At 54.3% G+C, this 17,558-nt stretch carries 17 protein-coding genes; 8 read left to right on the top strand and 9 right to left on the bottom strand.

Going from position 1 to position 17,558, the window contains the following annotated elements:
* Window positions 1–134: 134 nt before the first annotated feature.
* The 3 genes from ACRZ91_RS20840 to ACRZ91_RS20850 form a co-directional block, all read right to left on the bottom strand.
* Window positions 135–452 (bottom strand): non-heme iron oxygenase ferredoxin subunit, encoded by a 318-nt coding sequence (locus tag ACRZ91_RS20840; RefSeq protein ID WP_170774387.1) that lies wholly within the window; start codon window positions 450–452, stop codon window positions 135–137.
* Window positions 453–455: 3 nt separating this feature from the next.
* Window positions 456–1,400, bottom strand: coding sequence for a fatty acid desaturase family protein (locus tag ACRZ91_RS20845; RefSeq protein ID WP_010441570.1), 945 nt, complete (start codon window positions 1,398–1,400; stop codon window positions 456–458).
* A 153-nt stretch (window positions 1,401–1,553) separates the two neighbouring features.
* Window positions 1,554–2,639 (bottom strand): hypothetical protein, encoded by a 1,086-nt coding sequence (locus tag ACRZ91_RS20850; RefSeq protein ID WP_480908314.1) that lies wholly within the window; start codon window positions 2,637–2,639, stop codon window positions 1,554–1,556.
* A gap of 95 nt (window positions 2,640–2,734) precedes the next feature.
* Between ACRZ91_RS20850 and ACRZ91_RS20855 the strand changes: the two genes are divergently transcribed.
* On the top strand, window positions 2,735–3,664 hold the full coding sequence (locus ACRZ91_RS20855; protein WP_480908316.1) for a LysR substrate-binding domain-containing protein: 930 nt from the start codon (window positions 2,735–2,737) through the stop codon (window positions 3,662–3,664).
* 95 nt (window positions 3,665–3,759) lie between these two features.
* Complete coding sequence (locus ACRZ91_RS20860; protein ID WP_480908318.1) at window positions 3,760–4,809, top strand: aromatic ring-hydroxylating dioxygenase subunit alpha; 1,050 nt, start codon at window positions 3,760–3,762, stop codon at window positions 4,807–4,809.
* A gap of 35 nt (window positions 4,810–4,844) precedes the next feature.
* Here the strand turns inward: ACRZ91_RS20860 and ACRZ91_RS20865 are convergent, their stop codons facing one another.
* Window positions 4,845–5,633, bottom strand: a complete 789-nt coding sequence (locus ACRZ91_RS20865) for a phytanoyl-CoA dioxygenase family protein (RefSeq protein ID WP_480908320.1) — start codon at window positions 5,631–5,633, stop codon at window positions 4,845–4,847.
* 286 nt (window positions 5,634–5,919) lie between these two features.
* Between ACRZ91_RS20865 and ACRZ91_RS20870 the strand changes: the two genes are divergently transcribed.
* The 6 genes from ACRZ91_RS20870 to ACRZ91_RS20895 all read left to right on the top strand — a co-directional run bounded on the left by ACRZ91_RS20870 (window position 5,920) and on the right by ACRZ91_RS20895 (window position 12,234).
* Window positions 5,920–7,170, top strand: a complete 1,251-nt coding sequence (locus ACRZ91_RS20870; RefSeq protein WP_480908322.1) for an FAD-dependent oxidoreductase — start codon at window positions 5,920–5,922, stop codon at window positions 7,168–7,170.
* A gap of 13 nt (window positions 7,171–7,183) precedes the next feature.
* Window positions 7,184–7,441, top strand: a complete 258-nt coding sequence (locus tag ACRZ91_RS20875; RefSeq protein ID WP_480608030.1) for a sarcosine oxidase subunit delta — start codon at window positions 7,184–7,186, stop codon at window positions 7,439–7,441.
* Window positions 7,428–10,295 (top strand): 2Fe-2S iron-sulfur cluster-binding protein, encoded by a 2,868-nt coding sequence (locus ACRZ91_RS20880; RefSeq protein WP_480908324.1) that lies wholly within the window; start codon window positions 7,428–7,430, stop codon window positions 10,293–10,295. Before ACRZ91_RS20875 ends, ACRZ91_RS20880 begins: the two co-directional genes overlap by 14 nt.
* A 1-nt stretch (window position 10,296) precedes the next feature.
* Window positions 10,297–10,794: a sarcosine oxidase subunit gamma gene (locus ACRZ91_RS20885; RefSeq protein ID WP_480908326.1), complete on the top strand. Its 498-nt coding sequence runs from the start codon at window positions 10,297–10,299 to the stop codon at window positions 10,792–10,794.
* 13 nt (window positions 10,795–10,807) lie between these two features.
* Window positions 10,808–11,221: a RidA family protein gene (locus tag ACRZ91_RS20890; protein WP_480908328.1), complete on the top strand. Its 414-nt coding sequence runs from the start codon at window positions 10,808–10,810 to the stop codon at window positions 11,219–11,221.
* An 80-nt stretch (window positions 11,222–11,301) separates the two neighbouring features.
* Window positions 11,302–12,234 carry an AEC family transporter gene (locus ACRZ91_RS20895; RefSeq protein WP_260026967.1) on the top strand — a complete coding sequence of 311 codons (933 nt, stop codon included), beginning with the start codon at window positions 11,302–11,304 and terminating at the stop codon, window positions 12,232–12,234.
* A 15-nt stretch (window positions 12,235–12,249) separates the two neighbouring features.
* On the opposite strand, the gene ACRZ91_RS20900 is transcribed toward ACRZ91_RS20895, so the two are convergent.
* Genes ACRZ91_RS20900 through ACRZ91_RS20920 form a run of 5 tightly spaced genes read right to left on the bottom strand, consistent with a single transcriptional unit; the run spans window position 12,250 to window position 17,363 of the window.
* Entirely contained in the window at window positions 12,250–13,539 is a 1,290-nt protein-coding gene (locus tag ACRZ91_RS20900) for an amidase (RefSeq protein ID WP_480908330.1), read from the bottom strand.
* Window positions 13,536–14,729: a YlbE family protein gene (locus ACRZ91_RS20905; protein ID WP_480908332.1), complete on the bottom strand. Its 1,194-nt coding sequence runs from the start codon at window positions 14,727–14,729 to the stop codon at window positions 13,536–13,538. The genes ACRZ91_RS20900 and ACRZ91_RS20905 overlap by 4 nt, the downstream gene beginning before the upstream one ends.
* Window positions 14,726–15,352: a hypothetical protein gene (locus ACRZ91_RS20910; protein WP_480908334.1), complete on the bottom strand. Its 627-nt coding sequence runs from the start codon at window positions 15,350–15,352 to the stop codon at window positions 14,726–14,728. Before ACRZ91_RS20910 ends, ACRZ91_RS20905 begins: the two co-directional genes overlap by 4 nt.
* The gene (locus tag ACRZ91_RS20915) at window positions 15,352–15,984 is read right to left on the bottom strand and encodes a hypothetical protein (protein ID WP_480908336.1); all 633 of its coding nucleotides are present in this window, start codon (window positions 15,982–15,984) and stop codon (window positions 15,352–15,354) included. Before ACRZ91_RS20915 ends, ACRZ91_RS20910 begins: the two co-directional genes overlap by 1 nt.
* The gene (locus tag ACRZ91_RS20920) at window positions 15,981–17,363 is read right to left on the bottom strand and encodes a Rieske 2Fe-2S domain-containing protein (RefSeq protein ID WP_480908338.1); all 1,383 of its coding nucleotides are present in this window, start codon (window positions 17,361–17,363) and stop codon (window positions 15,981–15,983) included. The genes ACRZ91_RS20915 and ACRZ91_RS20920 overlap by 4 nt, the downstream gene beginning before the upstream one ends.
* Window positions 17,364–17,558 lie beyond the last annotated feature (195 nt).

The raw sequence follows: 17,558 nt of genomic DNA on the forward strand, positions 1-17,558 counted from the left end.
CGAACTGGTAGCTTCGTCCCGGATGATCTTCGAGGCGTGGATTACAACAGCGGCGTTTTATTTTGTTGTCTGTTTCGGTCTCAGCCGCATCTTTGCGCGGCTCGAGAAGCGATCTGAAAAGCGCTAGGTTCAGGTCACATTCGGACCTGAACCATCCCGTCTTGCACCCGTGTTTCAAATACGCGCATCACGCGGGTTGCCGGTGCTGAAACGGGCTTGCCGTCCCGGACATCGAATGCGCCCTGATGTAATGGGCACTCGATCACGTGACCGTCAAAATAACCGTCGCATAAATCGGCCCCACCATGGTTACACAATGCCAGCGAGGCGTAGACACCGCTGGGTGTATCGTACACCGCAATCATACGAGGCCCGATTTCCACGCGCGTGACCCAGTTCTCTTCCAGCTTTGATACTTCGATCACATCGCGCCAGGGTTTTTCTGCTTTCATCACTCAAGCCCTCGTCTTGCGTCGCATGATCTGACGCAGAATGTCGCGATGCGCAGCTAGATAACCGCCTTTTTCGACAAAGATATGATCCTTTAGCTTTTCATGCAGGCGGGGCAGAGCGTGGAAAGGAACCGAGGCGACATAGTGATGCTCGGCGTGATAGTTCATGTTCCAGCACAAAAAGGACATCGGTTTTGACACGAGATTGGTGCGGGTATTTTCTGACATCTGCGCCACGGTGGGCCGACCAACATGTTCAGTCATGCGCACAAAGCGCATCACTGGCTCACCCAGAAACAGTGGTATGATCCAGTACCAGATCAAGCCCCACCAACCGGTGACCGCCATGGCCAGCAATATCGTTGCGTAGATGGCCAACATCCGGCGCGCGTCCCAATAGACCGATTGATGTTCTTCTTTGGGAATAAATCGCAGTTCAACGTCGCTGAGTTTGCCAAAGGCATGCCGGAACAGTTCAGTGAATTTGCCGCGCCAGTAGGGTAGGGCAGATAAATACAGAAAATACTGACCAAGTGTTTTCGGAAGCGGGATCAATTCGGGATCTTCTCCGGTCAGTTGGGTATAGGTGTGATGGTCACAATGCTCGTACCGAAAGAACCGGTGTGGCAGGATGATAATCAGGCCGCAAATCTGCCCGACCAGATCGTTCAGCCAGCGGGTACGAAACACCGTGTAGTGGACACACTCATGTTGAAGTGAGAAATGGTGAACCAGGACGACGCCCTGCAGAAACATCGCGGGCCAGATCAGCCAACTGTTCCAAGCCAGGGTGATCAGAGTTGTGGTGCAGGTCAGTACCAAAATCCAAAGTGCAAGATGACGCAATCCAGGCGCGTTCGAGCGTTGCATGAATCCTTTGAGTTCTTCGCGCGTCAGTTTTCCTTCGGCCAGTGCCTGAGTCAGCGGCGTGACGATAGCTTTTGACATGTGATTTCCATGAGTTTGCCGGAGCGGGGGTCTTGCCCTCTACGCATATACCGGCACCGGAGACGGGAGTGCTCCGCACCATAGGACCAACTCGATCAGGTCCTATTAACAAGATTATTTCGACAGGTGATGATTCGATCAAGCCGCGATTGATCAGCTCGCGACCCTTAATCCGATATCAGGGTCGGGATATTCGAACAGGCTTGCGGCACAAGGGTATTGATCCAGAATGGTCTGCCCGTTGGGCAACCGATCCGCATGGAAAACACCGTTGTTCCAGTAGGTCACGCCGTCAATCTCGATTGTCGGGTCGATGACATTCCAGCTGATTTCACCGGGTGCGTAGGCCCCGCAGGTGTGGAAGTGCAGGATGCGCGGGTTGCCAAAGGCAGACCCGCCCCAGCGTTCGTAGTTGTCGCGCATGTCCCATGGATAACCACAGCCTGGGTGAATGCCTGCATGCCAGGAATGAACGAAGCTACGGTCGATACCTAAATATCCTGCGACCCGGTCATAATGTGCTTCGGCTTTGAACGCATTGGCAGGGTCGCCTTCGAAACGCAGCAACCGCCCGTTCTCCATTATTGCAAAGACCGGGCGGTCGAATTCAATCGTATAGTCGTCATAGTATTTCGAACCTGTTCCAGTCAGAAAACTGATAGCTACGCGACCTGAGAAACTGTAAGCCGGAACAGGGGTAAAGACGGACATTGGAAAGCGCAGGATCGAGGTGTCACCTGTTGGTTTCAGGTTCATAATCGGTCGGCCACGAACATCAGTGCCCAGCGGGCAGGTCAGGCGTACCTCAGTCGATGAGTCCAGCACTGCGTTGATATCGGCCTTAAGCTCCATGAACGCATTGTGGTGGCCATTAGAAAAGCCCGAGCCCAGCATCTCTTTGGACAATGCAAAGCTGACAATAATCTTTTTGCCCTGCGGCATATCCGAAAACCGCAATTGATCCCCAAGCCGGGCAAGGAACAGAATAATGTCTGCTTCTTCGAACCGGGCCATAAGATCAGGTGTCAGATGCGGATTGTCGGGGTTAAAGCCGACATCGACGGTATCGACGGTCATTCCCAGCTTATGGGCTACTCGGCTCACGACATCTACGCATTCAGCATCGAAGTACCCAAACTCGGGCGGTTCATATGCAATCAACAACTTGTCGCCCGTAGATGCGCGGGCGCAGTTGATCAGCAGATTTTGAGCGCCCCGCTCCGGCGTCATATCAGACATCGACACATCCTGATTGCTTAGTATCTCAAATTTACGATCCGATGCGGGAGCTAATCCATTTGAAAGTATTAATGGCTCACATTAGGGTCACTAATATGATCCTGAACCTGCCCTATTCTGCATTGCGCGCCTTTGAGGCGGCCGTGCGCCATTCTGGATTTTCTCCTGCTGCCGACGAGTTGGGGGTCAGTCAGAGCGCGGTTAGTCAGCATGTCAGGACACTGGAAGAGTGGTTGGGCAGGGATTTACTCGTGCGAGGTGCGCGGCAATCGCGTCCAACCCGGGAAGGCGAACAACTCGCGCTGGCTATTGCAGAAGGATTGGGACGCATATCAGAAGTGTGCGCCCAATTGCGGGATCGCACACGCTCGGATCGAACAATAGTCATCTCATGTCTTCCTGGATTTGCTTTTAACTGGTTGTTTCCAAGGCTACTGCACTTCGATCTGGCGCATCCTGACCTTTCAATATCAATTGCGACCGACACCGGTTACCACCCGTTCTCTGGAGCGGATTCAGATATCGGTATCCGATACGGGCTTGGAGAATATCCGGGGTTGGAAGTTGATTTATTGATGCGGGAAAGACTGTTTCCGGTTTGCGCCCCTTCACTTGCCTCATCGCTGACAAGCATACAGGATTTGGCGCAACATACGTTGCTCGTTGATGAGAACCTCCATCACGGCACATCCAGCCCTACTTGGGAATTCTGGGCACGGCAGAGTGGCTTGACCATGCCTTCATCCCCGCGGACACGCCGATTGGGGCAGTCAAATATGGTCATTCAAGCCGCTATCGAAGGGTTGGGCGTAGCGTTAGGCCGCGAGCCATTGGTCATTGATGCACTATGTGATGGCAGGCTAGTTCGTCCGTTTTCGGAAATGACCTTGTCGCCTTTATCATATTGGCTTGTGCGACGCCCAGAGACAAAGGATAGCCAGAAGGTCAACGAGTTTCTGAACTGGATAAAAGCCGAAGCAGCAGCTCAGCCAGACTTGCCACCGCTTGCGCCAAATTCGAATTAGCCCACCTTATATCTTTTATTACCAATCCGGCATGGCGTATTGCCAATCGAATGCCATAATGCCCCTAGCTACCGGATCGATAAGGAGAGCAGCCCATGTATCTCAGGAATTGTTGGTATGTCGCCGCCTGGAGCAAGGATATCGGCCGTGAGCTGAAAGCGGAAACCTATCTGGGTGAAAATGTTGTGCTTTATCGACAGCAAGATGGCACTCCGGTCGCGTTGGAAGATGCTTGCCCACACCGTAAGCTGCCATTGTCGAAAGGGAATCTGATAGGAGACACCGTAGAATGCGGCTATCACGGATTGACCTTCGATTGCTCGGGGAAATGCACGGATAGCCCGACACAGCGCGGGATGACGCCCCGCCGCGCGGTCGTGAAATCCTATCCGGTTGTTGATCGCTATCGCCTGCTTTGGATTTGGATGGGCGATCCCGAGTTGGCCAACCCTGATCTGATTTTCCCTATCGAGAACTTTGACAACCCAACCTGGGGCATGACCGATGGCGGCGTGATGGACATCGATTGCCACTACCTTTGGGTCTGTGACAACCTGCTTGATCCCAGCCATGTGGCCTGGGTTCACGTCTCTTCATTTGCAGGGGCCGGAACGGATGAAGAGCCCCTGAATGTTGAAAAAACCGATCGAGGCGTGATCGTTTCTCGCTGGATCGAGAATAAGCCGCCGTCGCCTTACTACTCCAAACTGGTCGCATTTGAAGGCGATTGTGATCGCCTGCAGCATTATGAGATGTGCCTCCCGGCGATCGGATTGAACAAATCCATCTATACGCCAGTCGGCACCGGCGGCTATGACAAAGATCCGGTGGAGCAGACCTTTATCAATATTTCGTACAATTTCATGACACCGATAAACGAAGATGAAACCAGATATTTCTGGTTCCAGCATCGTAACTCTGACCCTGACAATGCAGAGGTTTCGAAATTCATGAACGATGGTGCCCGGATGGCGTTTATTGAGGATAAAGAAGTATTGGAAGAGGTGCACAAGGGCATGAAGAACGCAAAGACGCCTCATATCGATCTGGGTCTGGATGCCGGGGCAAAGATTTATCGGCGCGTTTTGGATCGGGCGATTGAAGCTGAAACAACGGTAACCGAAAGCGCGTTAAAGCAGGCCTGATTTCTGGTTCGGGGCCGGATCGCCGGCCCCGTATCTTAGGCAGTTTCATAGATGATTGGAAACCGGCCCCCTGCAAAGGGTGCGCCGGGTCTCAAACTATCGTCATGTAGCCATTCTGTAACCGAATCCCGAGGTTCATAGGTCGCACCTTCGACAGCAAATCGAATTGCGTATCCGCGCCTGCGACGTGTCGAAGTCCGATTGCCCATAGCCGAATGTACGGTCATTCCGTCAAAGGCGAGTGCGTCGCCTGGTTTCATGTTTTCAAAGTGGAAGATGTCATATTGGGCACGGTCGGCCTCAAAATCCGGCATGTCTATGTAATCCGGATTATCTTCTTCCAGATAGTGCAGGAAACCGCCTTGCTGATCGGTTTTGAAAGGCCGGTATTTTGCGCCCCATGCATGTGATCCACGCACAAATTCCAGTGCTCCATTGTCGGGGTCAACCGGGTCAAGTGCGATCCACATTGTCATGATCGGTCCTGCCACGGGCCAATAGGGCTGATCCGTGTGCCATCCGGTTTGAGTCCGCGTTCCCGGCTCTTTTACGAAAATCTGGTCATAGATTAACGATGTCCACGGACTGCCTGATACCTCAGCTACGCGTTGTCCGATATCCGATGTCAGGCAATAGTCCTGAAAAGTGCCGGGGTTTTCGCGCATATTTTTATACGCAAAGTATCGGTCACCTTTTGTGACTTCGGTATCAACTGCATCCTGCAATTTGCTTAGCCAGTCGTCTGACAGGATGTTCTTTAACAATACGACGCCGTCGCGCGCGTAAGATTCCTGTGTGTCCTTAAGTTCATTTGGCTTGTTCATCTGATCCATCCATTTAGTTTCCACTCCGTTTCCGGGCGGGTTCGTAAATTGGCGCGAAGCGCCGCGATCCACGTGGTGTCAGTAAGATGGAGAACTGCGGCAATTGATGATGAAACAAGGCCACCGCGACCGGGCAGACCATTTGCCAGCGAGGTTCCGGTGAAACTGTTTAATGCGGAAGTTCATGACTCACCGTACAACAATTTGGTTAAACGGCCAATAGTTTTGCGTGATGGTAAAATAATTTATTGACCGTACATTGCTTGTGGTCAATATTGGGATCAACATGCAAAAATATTCTGTGTTCTCGCTCGCCCGGAATGCACTTTCAGGGCACCGAAACTGGTCGCGGGCTTGGCGTTCCCCCCCGCTCAAAGACCAGTATGAGGTTGTTGTGATAGGTGCTGGGGGGCACGGTCTTGCGACCGCCTATTATCTCGCCAAAGAATTCGACATTACAGACGTCGCTGTGGTTGAAAAAGGTTGGCTAGGTGGTGGCAATATCGCTCGTAATACGGTGACCATCCGATCCAATTTCATGCGGGACGAGTCGATCCCCTTCTACGTCAAATCCGTCGCCATGTATGAGGGTCTGACGCACGAACTGAACTTCAACATGATGCATTCGAAGCGCACCATGGTGGATGTTGTGCAAACCTGGCCCAAGTTGCGCGAGCTCAGGCGACGGCAACTTGCGATGGATATTTATGGATCGACATATGAACAGATATCGGAGATCGAACTGCGTAGAAGAATACCCGCGCTGACCGGGGGCGGCCCGGACGCGCGTTTGCCTGTAATTTGCGGCATGGTGCATACGGATGCTGGCGTGAACAGACATGATGCAGTGGCGTGGGGATATGCGCGCGCGGCTGATGCGCTTGGGGTCGAGATACACCAGCAAACCGCAGTTCAATCTCTGATCCGCGGGGCTGATGGCCATATCAGCGGTGTCGAAACCAATCGCGGTAGGATTCGTGCCAAAAAAGTTGTTGTCGCCGTCTCAGGCCATACCACAACGTTGACCGAAACCGTCGGGCTGAAGCTACCTTTGCGCACGATGAACTTGACGGCATTTGTGTCCGAGCCGGTGAAACCATTAGTGGACGTCATAGTGAACTGCCCTGACAGCGGGTTCTATTTCAGCCAATCCGACAAGGGAGAAATGGTGATCGGTGGCGCACCGGATATGGGTCAGAGTTTCCGACGCGATATTAAGCAGAACGTGTTTGAAGACACGGTAACCGCGATGCTTTCCCTGTTCCCGTCGTTCAAGAAACTCAAACTTATGCGTCAATGGGGCGGGCATCTGGACATTGCTCACGATGCCTCACCCATTATGGATCAGACAGACTTGCCGGGTTTGTTTGTAACAGCCGGTTGGTGGGGCGGATACAAGGCTATCCCCGCCGGTGGGTTGACGCTTGCCTATCTGGTGGCCAAGGGCGAGCCTCATCCACTGATGTCTTCGTTTACGCTCAACCGGTTTCGCCATCTGGATTTTGTGATGGAAGCCGGGACAACCACGGCGCGTTAGGAGGGTAAGGTTCATGATGCTAATTCCCTGCCCATTCTGCGGCAAACGTAATGAAAGCGAATTTATCTTTGGAGGCGCGGTCGGTGCAGACCGCCCCGACCCGAACAGCGTTAGCGACGCGGAATGGGTCGAGTATCTGACCGTGGTGCCAAACCCCTTAGGCCCGGTTCAGGAACGGTGGTGGCATGCGCGAGGTTGTGGCGAGTGGGTCACGATTTGGCGTGATACCCGGACCCATGACATCGTGGAGGCCCCAGATGACTCAGAATAACCGCTGTGCATCTGGTGGGCGGATTGATCGAAGCCGAACTCTGCGATTTACCTTCAATGGCAAATCCTATGAGGGGTTTGAAGGCGATACTCTTGCCTCGGCCTTATTGGCCAACGGTGTTCGTATTACGGCGCGCAGTTTCAAGTATCACCGCCCTCGTGGCATTGTTGGTCATGGTCCCGAAGAACCCGCGACACTGGTGGAGCTGGATGGTGAGGATGCCTCGGGAAACCACCCGGCAACCACCGTCCCTTTGCGCGACGGGCTAAGCGCGCGTTCGGTGAATTGCTGGCCATCGCCCGAGTTTGATATTGGCGGTATAAATCAACTGCTCAGCCGTTTCATACCGGCCGGTTTTTATTACAAGACGTTCAAATGGCCCAATTGGCATCTTTTTGAGCCTTCAATTCGCAAAGCTGCCGGGTTGGCTGCTGCACCGGCTCAGCCGCCATCCTCGGGGCATTTCGAAGCGCGCCACGCCCATGCTGATGTCTTGGTCGCTGGCGCAGGCCCCGCCGGACTGAAGGCAGCGCTTGAGGCGGGACGGGCGGGTAAGCGCGTATTCCTTGCCGACGAAGGCTCTGAGGCAGGCGGCAGCCTGTTGAACCGCAACCTATCCATCGACGGTCAATCTGCAATGGGTTGGGTGGAGGATGCCGCTCAGGAGCTGCGCGGGATGGCCAATGTCATCCATCTGCAGAATGCGACTGTCTGGGCATATCGCGAACACAATTTGCTGATTGTAAATGAGCGTAATCCTGTACAGGGAAGCATCATTGAGCGTTCTTGGCGCGTGAGGGCAGGGGAAGTGGTTATCGCCACAGGCGCAACCGAACGCGCCATGGTCTTCTGCAACAACGACCGGCCCGGGGTTATGTTGGCATCGTCGGTACAGGCCTATTTCAACCGATGGGGGGTTATCCCCGGAAAAAGAGTGGTCCTGTTTACCAACAACAACAGTGTATATGCGGTCGCCTCTGATCTGATCGCGGCAGGGGTGCGGATTGAGGCTATACTCGACAGTCGCTCAAGCGTACCTCAGGCTGCACTGGAATTGGTGCCCGAAATCACTGTGCAATCTTCAAACGTTGTTGGAGATGTGCGCGGTCATAAAGGGGTCAAAGCAGTAAAAGCCGTTTCCTCATCGGGTTCTGTAAACTGGATTGAATGCGATTTGCTTGCGCATTCAGGGGGATGGAACCCGACTGTACATTTGTGGTCTCAATCTCGCAGCACGCTAAGGTTTGACGAAGATTTGGCTGCCTTTCTTCCTTATCAACCAGTGCAGAACTGCACAGCGGTTGGCGCAGCGGCTGGGCAACTGACACTTGATCAGATTATCGATGGGGGTGAGGAACTTCCATATGAGATCGAACCTCTTTGGCGGGTAGACCTACCTGACCAGCGCGGAAAGGCGTTTCTGGATATTCAGAATGACGTGTCTGTCAGTGATGTGCATCTGGCTTTGCTCGAGGGCTATGACAATGTCGAACACGTCAAACGCTATACCACCGGCGGCATGGGTATTGATCAGGGTAAGACCGGGAACACCAACATCATCGGCACTGTTGCGATGCAAAAAGGTGTGCCGTTGCAAGAGGTCGGAACAACCACTTTCCGCTCGCCCTACACGCCTGTGTCCTTCGGTGCGATCGGCGGGCTACGCGAGGATTCGGTTCTGTTCCCGTATCGGCACACGCCCGTAACCCAGTGGAACAAAGACAATGGCGCGGTCATGTATGAGGCCGGTGCGCGTTGGCGGCGCCCCGGTTATTTCCCTCAACAGGTTGAAGGCCTGCAGGACGCCGTGAACCGTGAATGCCGTGCCGTTCGGGAAGGCGTTGGCGTCTATGATGGCTCACCGTTAGGGACATTCGAGTTGAAAGGCCGCGATGTCCCGCAATTCCTGGATTTTATCTATGCGAACGTGATGTCTTCGCTGACGCCTGGCAATGGTCGTTACGGGCTGATGCTATCGGATGATGGGCTGATCCTGGATGATGGCGTGGTGTTCCGGCTTGATGAACACAGATGGCTTGTTTCCACCTCTACCGGTCATGCGGATTCAATAAATCAGCATATGGAAAAGCTGCTTCAGACAGAATTCCCGGATTGGCAGGTGATGATCACAACAGTGACAAGCCAATGGAACAACGCCACGATTTGCGGCCCGCGCGCGCGCGATGTGATGCAGGCTCTTGACACAGACATCGACCTGTCGCCCGCGGCGTTTCCATTCATGTCTTTCAGGGATGGGACCGTCGCAGGTTTTCCCGCGCGCATCGTTCGCGTCAGTTTCACGGGTGAACTTTCCTTTGAAGTCAATGTTGCCCCACGCCACATGGCGGCGTTATGGGCCAAGGTGATGGAAGCAGGCGCCCCCTTTGGGATCCTCCCGGTGGGCTCGGAATCGAGCCACGTGCTGCGTGTCGAAAAGGGTTTCCTGTCGCTGGGACACGAAGTCGACGGCACAGTGGATGCCCTTGACCTTGGGATGGGTTGGGCAATGTCGAAGAAAAAGACAGACTATCTTGGCAAACGCTCGATACAGCTGCGTCGCGAAGGAACAGCAACTCGGCGGGAGTTGGTGGGCATTCTACCCGAAGATCACAACAGGCAAGTGCCAGAAGGCGCGCCGCTAACCCCCGGAGGTCGTAATGAGGCCACCGAAGGCCTCGTAACTGCCTGCGTCTGGAGTGTTGTGAACGATCGCTGGGTCGGGTTGGCATTGCTGAAGAATGGTCATAGCCGACACGGGGAAACTGCTCATGTCCGCCTGAAAGATGACGTGATCCCGGTCAAAATCACCAAGCCGGTGTTCCACGATCCCGACGGCAAGCTCTTGAGGTCCTGAGATGAATTATAACGTGGCAATAGTGCGCCAACCCCTAAACGCGCTGTTCGATCTCAAAGGGAGTTCAGCTGCCATTCAAAACTGGGCAGCTGATGTTCTACCGACACTGCCAGAGCGGCCAAACTCGCGGTCAGGTCAAGCTTCAGTCGAATTGTATCATGTCGGGCGAAACCACTGGATCGCGCGCGCTCCGCTGGAGCAGGAAGCCGAACTGGAGAAACGCCTCAGCCCAACCAATTGCCCGGCGGAAATCAGCATCGTGCGGGTTTCGGATACGCTGACATTCTTTCGAATGACCGGTCCGCAAGCGGATGAAGTGATGTCCATTGCGTGTCCGTTGGATATACATGAAACTGAGTTCGGCGAAGAAACCGTGACCTATACTGAATTGTTTGGCCTCAAAGCACTAATTATGCGGTGTGAAGATGGTTTTGAATTTGCCGTAGAGCAGAGCTTTGGCGATATGGTCGAGGATTATCTTTCCCGTGCCGTCGCTTAGAGGGAAAAAGCGAATGGCACGAACACATATTCACAAATATCAAACCCGCTATCACGCTCAGGCGACCTATTCCAAGGCGATCCGGGCGCGGGGCGATTTTGTCTTCATGCAGGGCCAAGTTGGAACCTTGCTGGATGGGACACTCATCGGCGAAGGTGATCCTGGTGCCCAGGCGGATCAGGCCTGCCGCAATATTCAACGCTGGATGGAAGAGGCCGGAGGCAGCCTTGCCGATGTTTGCAAGCTGACGGTCTATGTCACTGATATTTCCTACCGGCCCGCCGTTTACGAGGCGATCAACCGCTGGTTCGAGGGCGTGCATCACTGTTCGACCGGGGTTGTCGTGCAAGGCTTGGCCGACCCTTCACTGTTGGTTGAAATTGATGCAATGGCTGTGATCGAAGAAGACACGGACGAAAGCGCTTGAATGGGTGGCGGTCGAGTTGTGTAGAATATCACAGTATGACAGTATATCGAAGTGCAGCCCAGATTTATTATTGATTTGAGATGCTTACAATTCTGACTTCGATATTACCGATCTTTTTGATTATCGCGTTGGGTCTGGCCCTTCGTAAAGGTGGAATTCCCAGCACCGATTTCTGGAACCTGAATGACAAGCTGGTTTATTGGGTTTTGATGCCCTGCCTGTTATTCACGAAGATCTCGTTATCGCCGTTAGATAAATCTGCGCTTGGCCTTTATTCGATGACCATATTGGGTGGGTTTTTGGCGGCGCTGGTATTTGCAGTCATCAGTGCCCGTCTGATGGGATATGCGGCACCGCAGGCGACGTCGATCTTGCAGGGAAGTGCGCGACATAACTCATTCATAGGCCTTGCGCTTGCAGCCAATCTTTACGGTCCAGTGGGGTTTGACATCGCTATTCTGGCGACAGCCATATTGGTGCCTATCACCAACATCGTCATGGTGGTCATGATGGTGGGGGCACTGAAACAGGATTCTGCGACCCGATTGCCGGTCGCTATCCTGCGTGAGCTTGGGCGAAATCCCTATGTCATCTCAATCCTATTGGCGATTGGGGCCAACCAGATGATCGGTGACCGCATTCCTGTTGTCCACGAGGTGGCTGACATTCTTGGGGCGGGCGCATTGCCCATTACTCTGCTGGCTGTTGGCGCAAACCTGCGTGTCCGGGCGATGGCGGCGAGTGCGCTCCCTCTAATGCTGGCTATTGTCGGCAAGATGATGGTATTTCCGGTTGCTGCGCTATGTATCGGAATACTTGTCGGGTTACCTCAGGATGTTTTGCAGATTGCAGTGGTCTATTCCGTGGTGCCTACGGGGGCTTCATCGTACACTTTGTCCAAGCAACTAGGCGGGGACGCGCCTTTGATGGCCGCAATCGTCACGCTTCAGACATTGATAGCAGCCGTTAGCATACCAATTTCGTTGGCGATATTGTTGCCGTTAATCGGTTAGACGAACCGGAAAAATTCAACTCAATGGGTTTAGGATGCTACTGACCCATTGCGCAATATCCAGAAGCCGGGCGTCATAGCCCTTTGGCGCGACAAGCTGTATCCCTAGTGGCAATCCATTTTGGTCGGTCCCAAATGGGATGGCGATCGAAGGAACCTGCAAAAGGTTCCACATGCGCGAGAACAAGGGATCTCCAGTCGCTTCAAGGCCCACTGGGGCCGAACCTGGCGCAGATGGCACTAGAAGGGCATCGGTATCCCCAAAAATCTGTTCCAATACTAATCCAGCGCGATCACGGAGGATCAGAGCATGCTGGTAATCCACCTCGCTGATCTTTAACCCGGCTTCGATCAGCGCGTGAAATTGAGGACTGATCGCAGGCAATCCCATTTCAAATTCAACGCGGTGTAATCGTGCGGTCTCATATGCCATTACAGTGTGATGTGCCGAGGTTAGTTCAGAAAAAATAGCAGGGTAGGCAATTTCGCCAGATTCCGATCCTGCGGCTGCAATGGCGGACATAGCACGGGTGCAGGTGTCACGCATCTCAATCGAGCCATCCATCCAGTGTGGTCCGCGCATCAGGCTGATCCGCGGCAAACTGTCCTCAAAACGCGCGCGTTGAGGCGGCTCGATGCCGCGTAGAACCGCATCGGTAAGTGCAAGATCATATGGATGACGGGCGAGTACCCCAAGCGTATCAAGGCTTGGTGACAACCTCATCACACCGGAAAGCGGGTAGCCATGGATCGTAGGGCGAAATCCATAAACTCCGCAATATGCAGCCGGTCGGATCAATGATGCCGCCGTCTGTGATCCAAAGGCCAGCGGAGCCATGAAATCAGCGACTGCTGCAGCGGAACCCGATGATGAGCCGCCCGGAGTATGGTCTGGATTGTGCGGGTTCGCAGTTTTGCCGGGCCGGAAATAAGCGAACTCGGTCGTAACTGTTTTGCCGATAGGAATGGCGCCCACATCGAGAAGCATTTGAACGCAGGCCGCGTTCATTACCGGTTGTCGATTAGAATACAGGTCACTGCCCCAACCGGTCGGCATGTCATCGGTATCGATGATATCCTTGATTACGAATGGGACACCATGGAGCGGCCCGTCTGATTGCCGATTATCGGCAGCCAGTGCCCGATCCATGGCGCGATCTGCATCAAGGTGCTGAAATGCCCCAAGCACAGGTTCGCGAAGTGCGATCCGTTCGAGATGTGCCTGCATGACCTCCGATGGCTTGACTTCTCTTATCCAGATCAGTCGGGCCAGTTCGTGCGCGCTGCGGCGACATAAATCACTCATGCCTTGAGTGCTTTAACAGCAGCTGAAAATGGATCGACGGGCATGTCATATATGCCACCACCCAACCGACCAGCCTGACCCAACCTATCAAGTATGCCAAGCCCAACTGCTGGACCAGAACCTTGCGCCACCGCTCCGCGCGCAGTTGAGCCAAGCCGAATATCCAGAGAACGAAAATAGGGATGAGAACCTGCTGACAGACCTGTCACCCGTGCGTTGGAATTGTCAGGTAGATAAGCGCCGAGAACCTTTTTCTGCTCGGGGCTAAGTTCAATGGCCATGGCACCAAGACCAAAGGCTTCGACCACGGCGCTGTCTCCGATGGCGCCCAGGGCGCGATCTTCGGGTAAGTCGGTATCAAAGCGACCCCTGGGCGGTGCTGCGGGAACAGTAAACCACCGTCCCGGCAGGCCCGAGATCTGAATGCCAACCTCTCGCCCATTTCCACCTGCTGCCGTCACAAAACTGGAGCCGTCGACACCTTCGGCAAGCTTCATCATCAGCTTGGTCGCCGCCATCCAGAGATTCAGGAACAGCGAAGGAGAGTTCGCCATGAACTCCAGAACATCTTCGTCATTGATGCCACCGGGTGTGCGGTCCTTAAGTTCATCAACCAACGCTTCTGTTGCGACGGGTGTGCGCCCGTGGCAATCATCGCCACCTACCAACCCCGTAACCGCCAATGGAACCAACGCAATCCCTTCGGCCAGACCGTTTTGCAGCGCATCCAGAAAGCGCGTGTTCAGCCAGCGGATATGTTCGAGGACAGCGTCCGAGCGCAGACCCAATCGCAGCGACGGGCGTGCACCACCATTGATCGGGGAGAAAACCCGCGTCTGACCGCGCCATGCGTCGTAGACCGAATGCAACGGCATGGAGGCGGACACCACGGCTGCCAGCGGTGTGACGACGTCGTGATCCTGTGCCGGGCGTAACGCGATCTCACCTGCCATGATCATCGCTTCGGCCTGGTCAAAGTCGCGGGACAGACCTTCCCAGACTGCAGCAACACAAGCTGAATTGAGGATCGGAGCGGTGATATCCGTGGGGCGCGAAAAGGCTGGACCTGCGTGCAACAGTACATTTTCTGGCAGGTCAAGCGCGTCAGCTGCGGTATTGAATCGATTCCAGACCGGCTGCGTTACCATCGCCCGATCAAAGGCCAACTGGTCTGACGGGTGCAGGGTCATAATCCCTCCGGAGGAATGATCCAAGTTTCCGAGAAATAGAGAAATGCGGTTGTGGTCTCGTACCCGGCCTGCACGCGCGTACCCAACTTGCCCGGCAACACGTGGCCATTGACGATGATCTGGGCCGCATGGGCAGGAACCAGTAGCGAGAACATGTTTTGCTCACCCGATGCGACCTCATGCGGGGACAGTTCCAATGCACGAGGTGCTTCGAAGCCTTCCCAAATCAGCTCAACCGTCAAAGGGCCGCCTGCAATTGTTTCGGTATACCGATGGCTCATCGGGTCGCCCGAACTGCGCACGGCATGTGCCCCAATTTCAGGCAGGGTTGCGAACGAAGGCGCATTGGCAAAGGCAGCCAGTTTACTGATAAAGTTCTTTTTCAGGAACGCGGTTAGTTCGGGATTGTCGCTGAGGATGACATTTGGGGCATTCGGTGGACCCTCAACCTGATCAGGCGATCCCAGAAGCAACAGCACCTGCCCCTGACCGACCGGAGACCAAGCCACCCGAAAGAATAGCGCCATGGCGCTAAAATTGCCATTCTCGTCTTTAAGCAGGATGCCCGGGTTTTCGCCTGTCCAGTCAACAACGCCGGGGGTGATGGGCTCGTTCAGGGGCATCAGGTGTCCTCCGCAGGGGTAACCCAGGTTTCCGAGAAGGCCAGAAAGGCCGTGCTCATCGTGCGTCCAAAGAATTGGCGATCTGCCACCTGACCACGCAGGGCGGTGCCGTTGATCCTGACCTGAGCCTGTTTGGCCTCAAGAAATACGGAATACATCTCGTGTTCTTTGGTCGCCGAGTTTTCGCGTGTGACTTCCACCGGCAGCGGTGGCCCCATATCCTGCCAGATCATGTCCAATGTCACACCCGAACCACGCAAGGTCTCGGAATAGCGTGTCTTGAGGTCACCGGGCCGCTTTTCAACGCTGTCACAATCCAGCCAGGTCATGGCCTGCAAGCCCGGTTTGCCAACAAATGTTGGCATCTTGGATACCCATCCTTCAACGATCCAACGCATCATACGCTGGTTGTCGGTCATGATCAGGTTTGGGACTTTCGGCCAGCCGCTGGCCTCGTCCGGAGCGCCCAATACAATTGCTGCATGACCACGCCCATATGGCGACAGAACCACGCGAAAGAACAACGCCAGCGTATCGTAATAGGCCTGATCGGGCTGCTGTTTCAGATAGATGCCCGGGTTCTCGCCCGACCAATCAACCCGCCCCGGGTTGTGAGGGATTCGCGTGCTCATGACCAGCTTGCCTCGTATTCTTTCAAAGCATTTTCGATGAAAGTGCGGCGCTCAAACCCCTGCAGATAATCGCCGGACCTCAGAATATCAGCAACCTTGAACGAGACTTCTTTCTGCAGGGCGCCATCATCACGACCTTCCTGCAACGGGATTTTCAACACGGTATCCCCGGCATAAGTCGGGATTATACCCTTGAAATTGTCAGTTGGCTGTGCAGGTGGAGTTCCATTTGCCAGGGCCCGGATCGCGTTGCGCAACATCCGGCGCGCCTTGGCCACGCCACGATCTGTGAATGACAGGTTCTCTCGGGCATGGATGTTGATTGGGCCCTGGCTGACCCAGGCATCATAATCACCGGGATCGCGTTGCCGCATTTCATAGGGGCGATCCGGACCCTGGCCGTAGAAATCGGTTTTGCCAAAGCCCACTTCGTCCCGATTGGTCATGCCGCGCGGGTCGTCGTTGAACCGCTCTTCCCGAAAGTGACGCCATGCGATGACCATGGTGTTGGTATCATCAATCGGAGTGATCCATCGTGACAGCCCACCGCGTCCAAAGTACCTTGATCGATCCGGAATTGGGAAATGCCCGCCATTCTGAGTGAACGATGGCAACATGTGGTCATGTACTCGCACCCAGATGAAATCACCATCCCGACGCACATTGGTATAGAAATCGCCGGTCTGACTATCGTGAAACTCAATCATCGGCATATGCGCGAATGCTTCGTGGAACTGCACCCGCGCAGCCTTGGTGTGCAGATAGACCACATGAAACGGGTCCCACGCGTTCTCCATCACCTGCAGCCAGTTGCAGGGTGACTTGATGAGATACGGTACCAGTTCATCACCTTCATCATCGAAGGTATCCATAACCGGGAAAGGCGGGGTCTTATCTGCCGGACCCATATAGGCAAAAGCCAACCTTTTGTATTCGATGATCGGATACGCACCGAGACAGGCCTTTTTCTTGACCTGAGACGCAGGGGGTTCGCATGGTGTTTCCAGAACTGTCCCATCCAAGCCATACTTCCAGCCATGGTAAGAGCAGCGAATGCCGCCTTCTTCCACGATGCCGAATTCCAGGCTCATGTTTCGGTGGCAGCAATGCAGATGGGTGCATCCCAGCCTGCCATTTTTCTTTTCGCGAAACAGGATCAGATCCTCGCCCAGAATTCGGAGGCGATAAGGAAGATCTCCAATTTGATCAGTCATGGCGACGGGCATCCAAAACCGGCGCAGATACTCGCCGCAGGGTGTTCCCGGACCAACCTCGGTCAATTCCGGGTCGTAGTTTTCTGACCAGACACCTTGCTGATCGTGACCGCGAAAATTCCCTTTTGGAACCGTGAATGGGCTGTTGTCAGATGGGGTGTTCATTTTTGGCCTTCCAGTCGTCGTGGCTTACGCACCCAGCGATTGGCTTCTGCATGTCTCGAGCTTCCACTCGGGAATGACCTGCCGATGTCTCATGCCGGATATGGCTGGACGCTGCAGTGCGCGAATGCTCTGCAAATCTAGCGCTCTCTAATACATCATATTTTTTTATTAATAGAGCCATCCATATGTCAATTA

Source organism: Ruegeria sp. O11, from assembly GCF_056535285.1.

Excerpts from the sequence above, each read along its gene's own strand:
- ACRZ91_RS20910 (WP_480908334.1), bottom strand. The coding sequence starts at position 15,352 with ATGCCCCTGAACGAGCCCATCACCCCCGGCGTTGTTGACTGGACAGGC.
- ACRZ91_RS20855 (WP_480908316.1), top strand. The coding sequence starts at position 2,735 with ATGATCCTGAACCTGCCCTATTCTGCATTGCGCGCCTTTGAGGCGGCC.
- ACRZ91_RS20860 (WP_480908318.1), top strand. The coding sequence starts at position 3,760 with ATGTATCTCAGGAATTGTTGGTATGTCGCCGCCTGGAGCAAGGATATC.
- ACRZ91_RS20845 (WP_010441570.1), bottom strand. The coding sequence starts at position 1,400 with ATGTCAAAAGCTATCGTCACGCCGCTGACTCAGGCACTGGCCGAAGGA.
- ACRZ91_RS20900 (WP_480908330.1), bottom strand. The coding sequence starts at position 13,539 with ATGAGTGATTTATGTCGCCGCAGCGCGCACGAACTGGCCCGACTGATC.
- ACRZ91_RS20885 (WP_480908326.1), top strand. The coding sequence starts at position 10,297 with ATGAATTATAACGTGGCAATAGTGCGCCAACCCCTAAACGCGCTGTTC.
- ACRZ91_RS20905 (WP_480908332.1), bottom strand. The coding sequence starts at position 14,729 with ATGACCCTGCACCCGTCAGACCAGTTGGCCTTTGATCGGGCGATGGTA.
- ACRZ91_RS20875 (WP_480608030.1), top strand. The coding sequence starts at position 7,184 with ATGATGCTAATTCCCTGCCCATTCTGCGGCAAACGTAATGAAAGCGAA.
- ACRZ91_RS20880 (WP_480908324.1), top strand. The coding sequence starts at position 7,428 with ATGACTCAGAATAACCGCTGTGCATCTGGTGGGCGGATTGATCGAAGC.
- ACRZ91_RS20895 (WP_260026967.1), top strand. The coding sequence starts at position 11,302 with ATGCTTACAATTCTGACTTCGATATTACCGATCTTTTTGATTATCGCG.
- ACRZ91_RS20890 (WP_480908328.1), top strand. The coding sequence starts at position 10,808 with ATGGCACGAACACATATTCACAAATATCAAACCCGCTATCACGCTCAG.
- ACRZ91_RS20850 (WP_480908314.1), bottom strand. The coding sequence starts at position 2,639 with ATGTCTGATATGACGCCGGAGCGGGGCGCTCAAAATCTGCTGATCAAC.
- ACRZ91_RS20870 (WP_480908322.1), top strand. The coding sequence starts at position 5,920 with ATGCAAAAATATTCTGTGTTCTCGCTCGCCCGGAATGCACTTTCAGGG.
- ACRZ91_RS20865 (WP_480908320.1), bottom strand. The coding sequence starts at position 5,633 with ATGAACAAGCCAAATGAACTTAAGGACACACAGGAATCTTACGCGCGC.
- ACRZ91_RS20840 (WP_170774387.1), bottom strand. The coding sequence starts at position 452 with ATGAAAGCAGAAAAACCCTGGCGCGATGTGATCGAAGTATCAAAGCTG.
- ACRZ91_RS20915 (WP_480908336.1), bottom strand. The coding sequence starts at position 15,984 with ATGAGCACGCGAATCCCTCACAACCCGGGGCGGGTTGATTGGTCGGGC.
- ACRZ91_RS20920 (WP_480908338.1), bottom strand. The coding sequence starts at position 17,363 with ATGAACACCCCATCTGACAACAGCCCATTCACGGTTCCAAAAGGGAAT.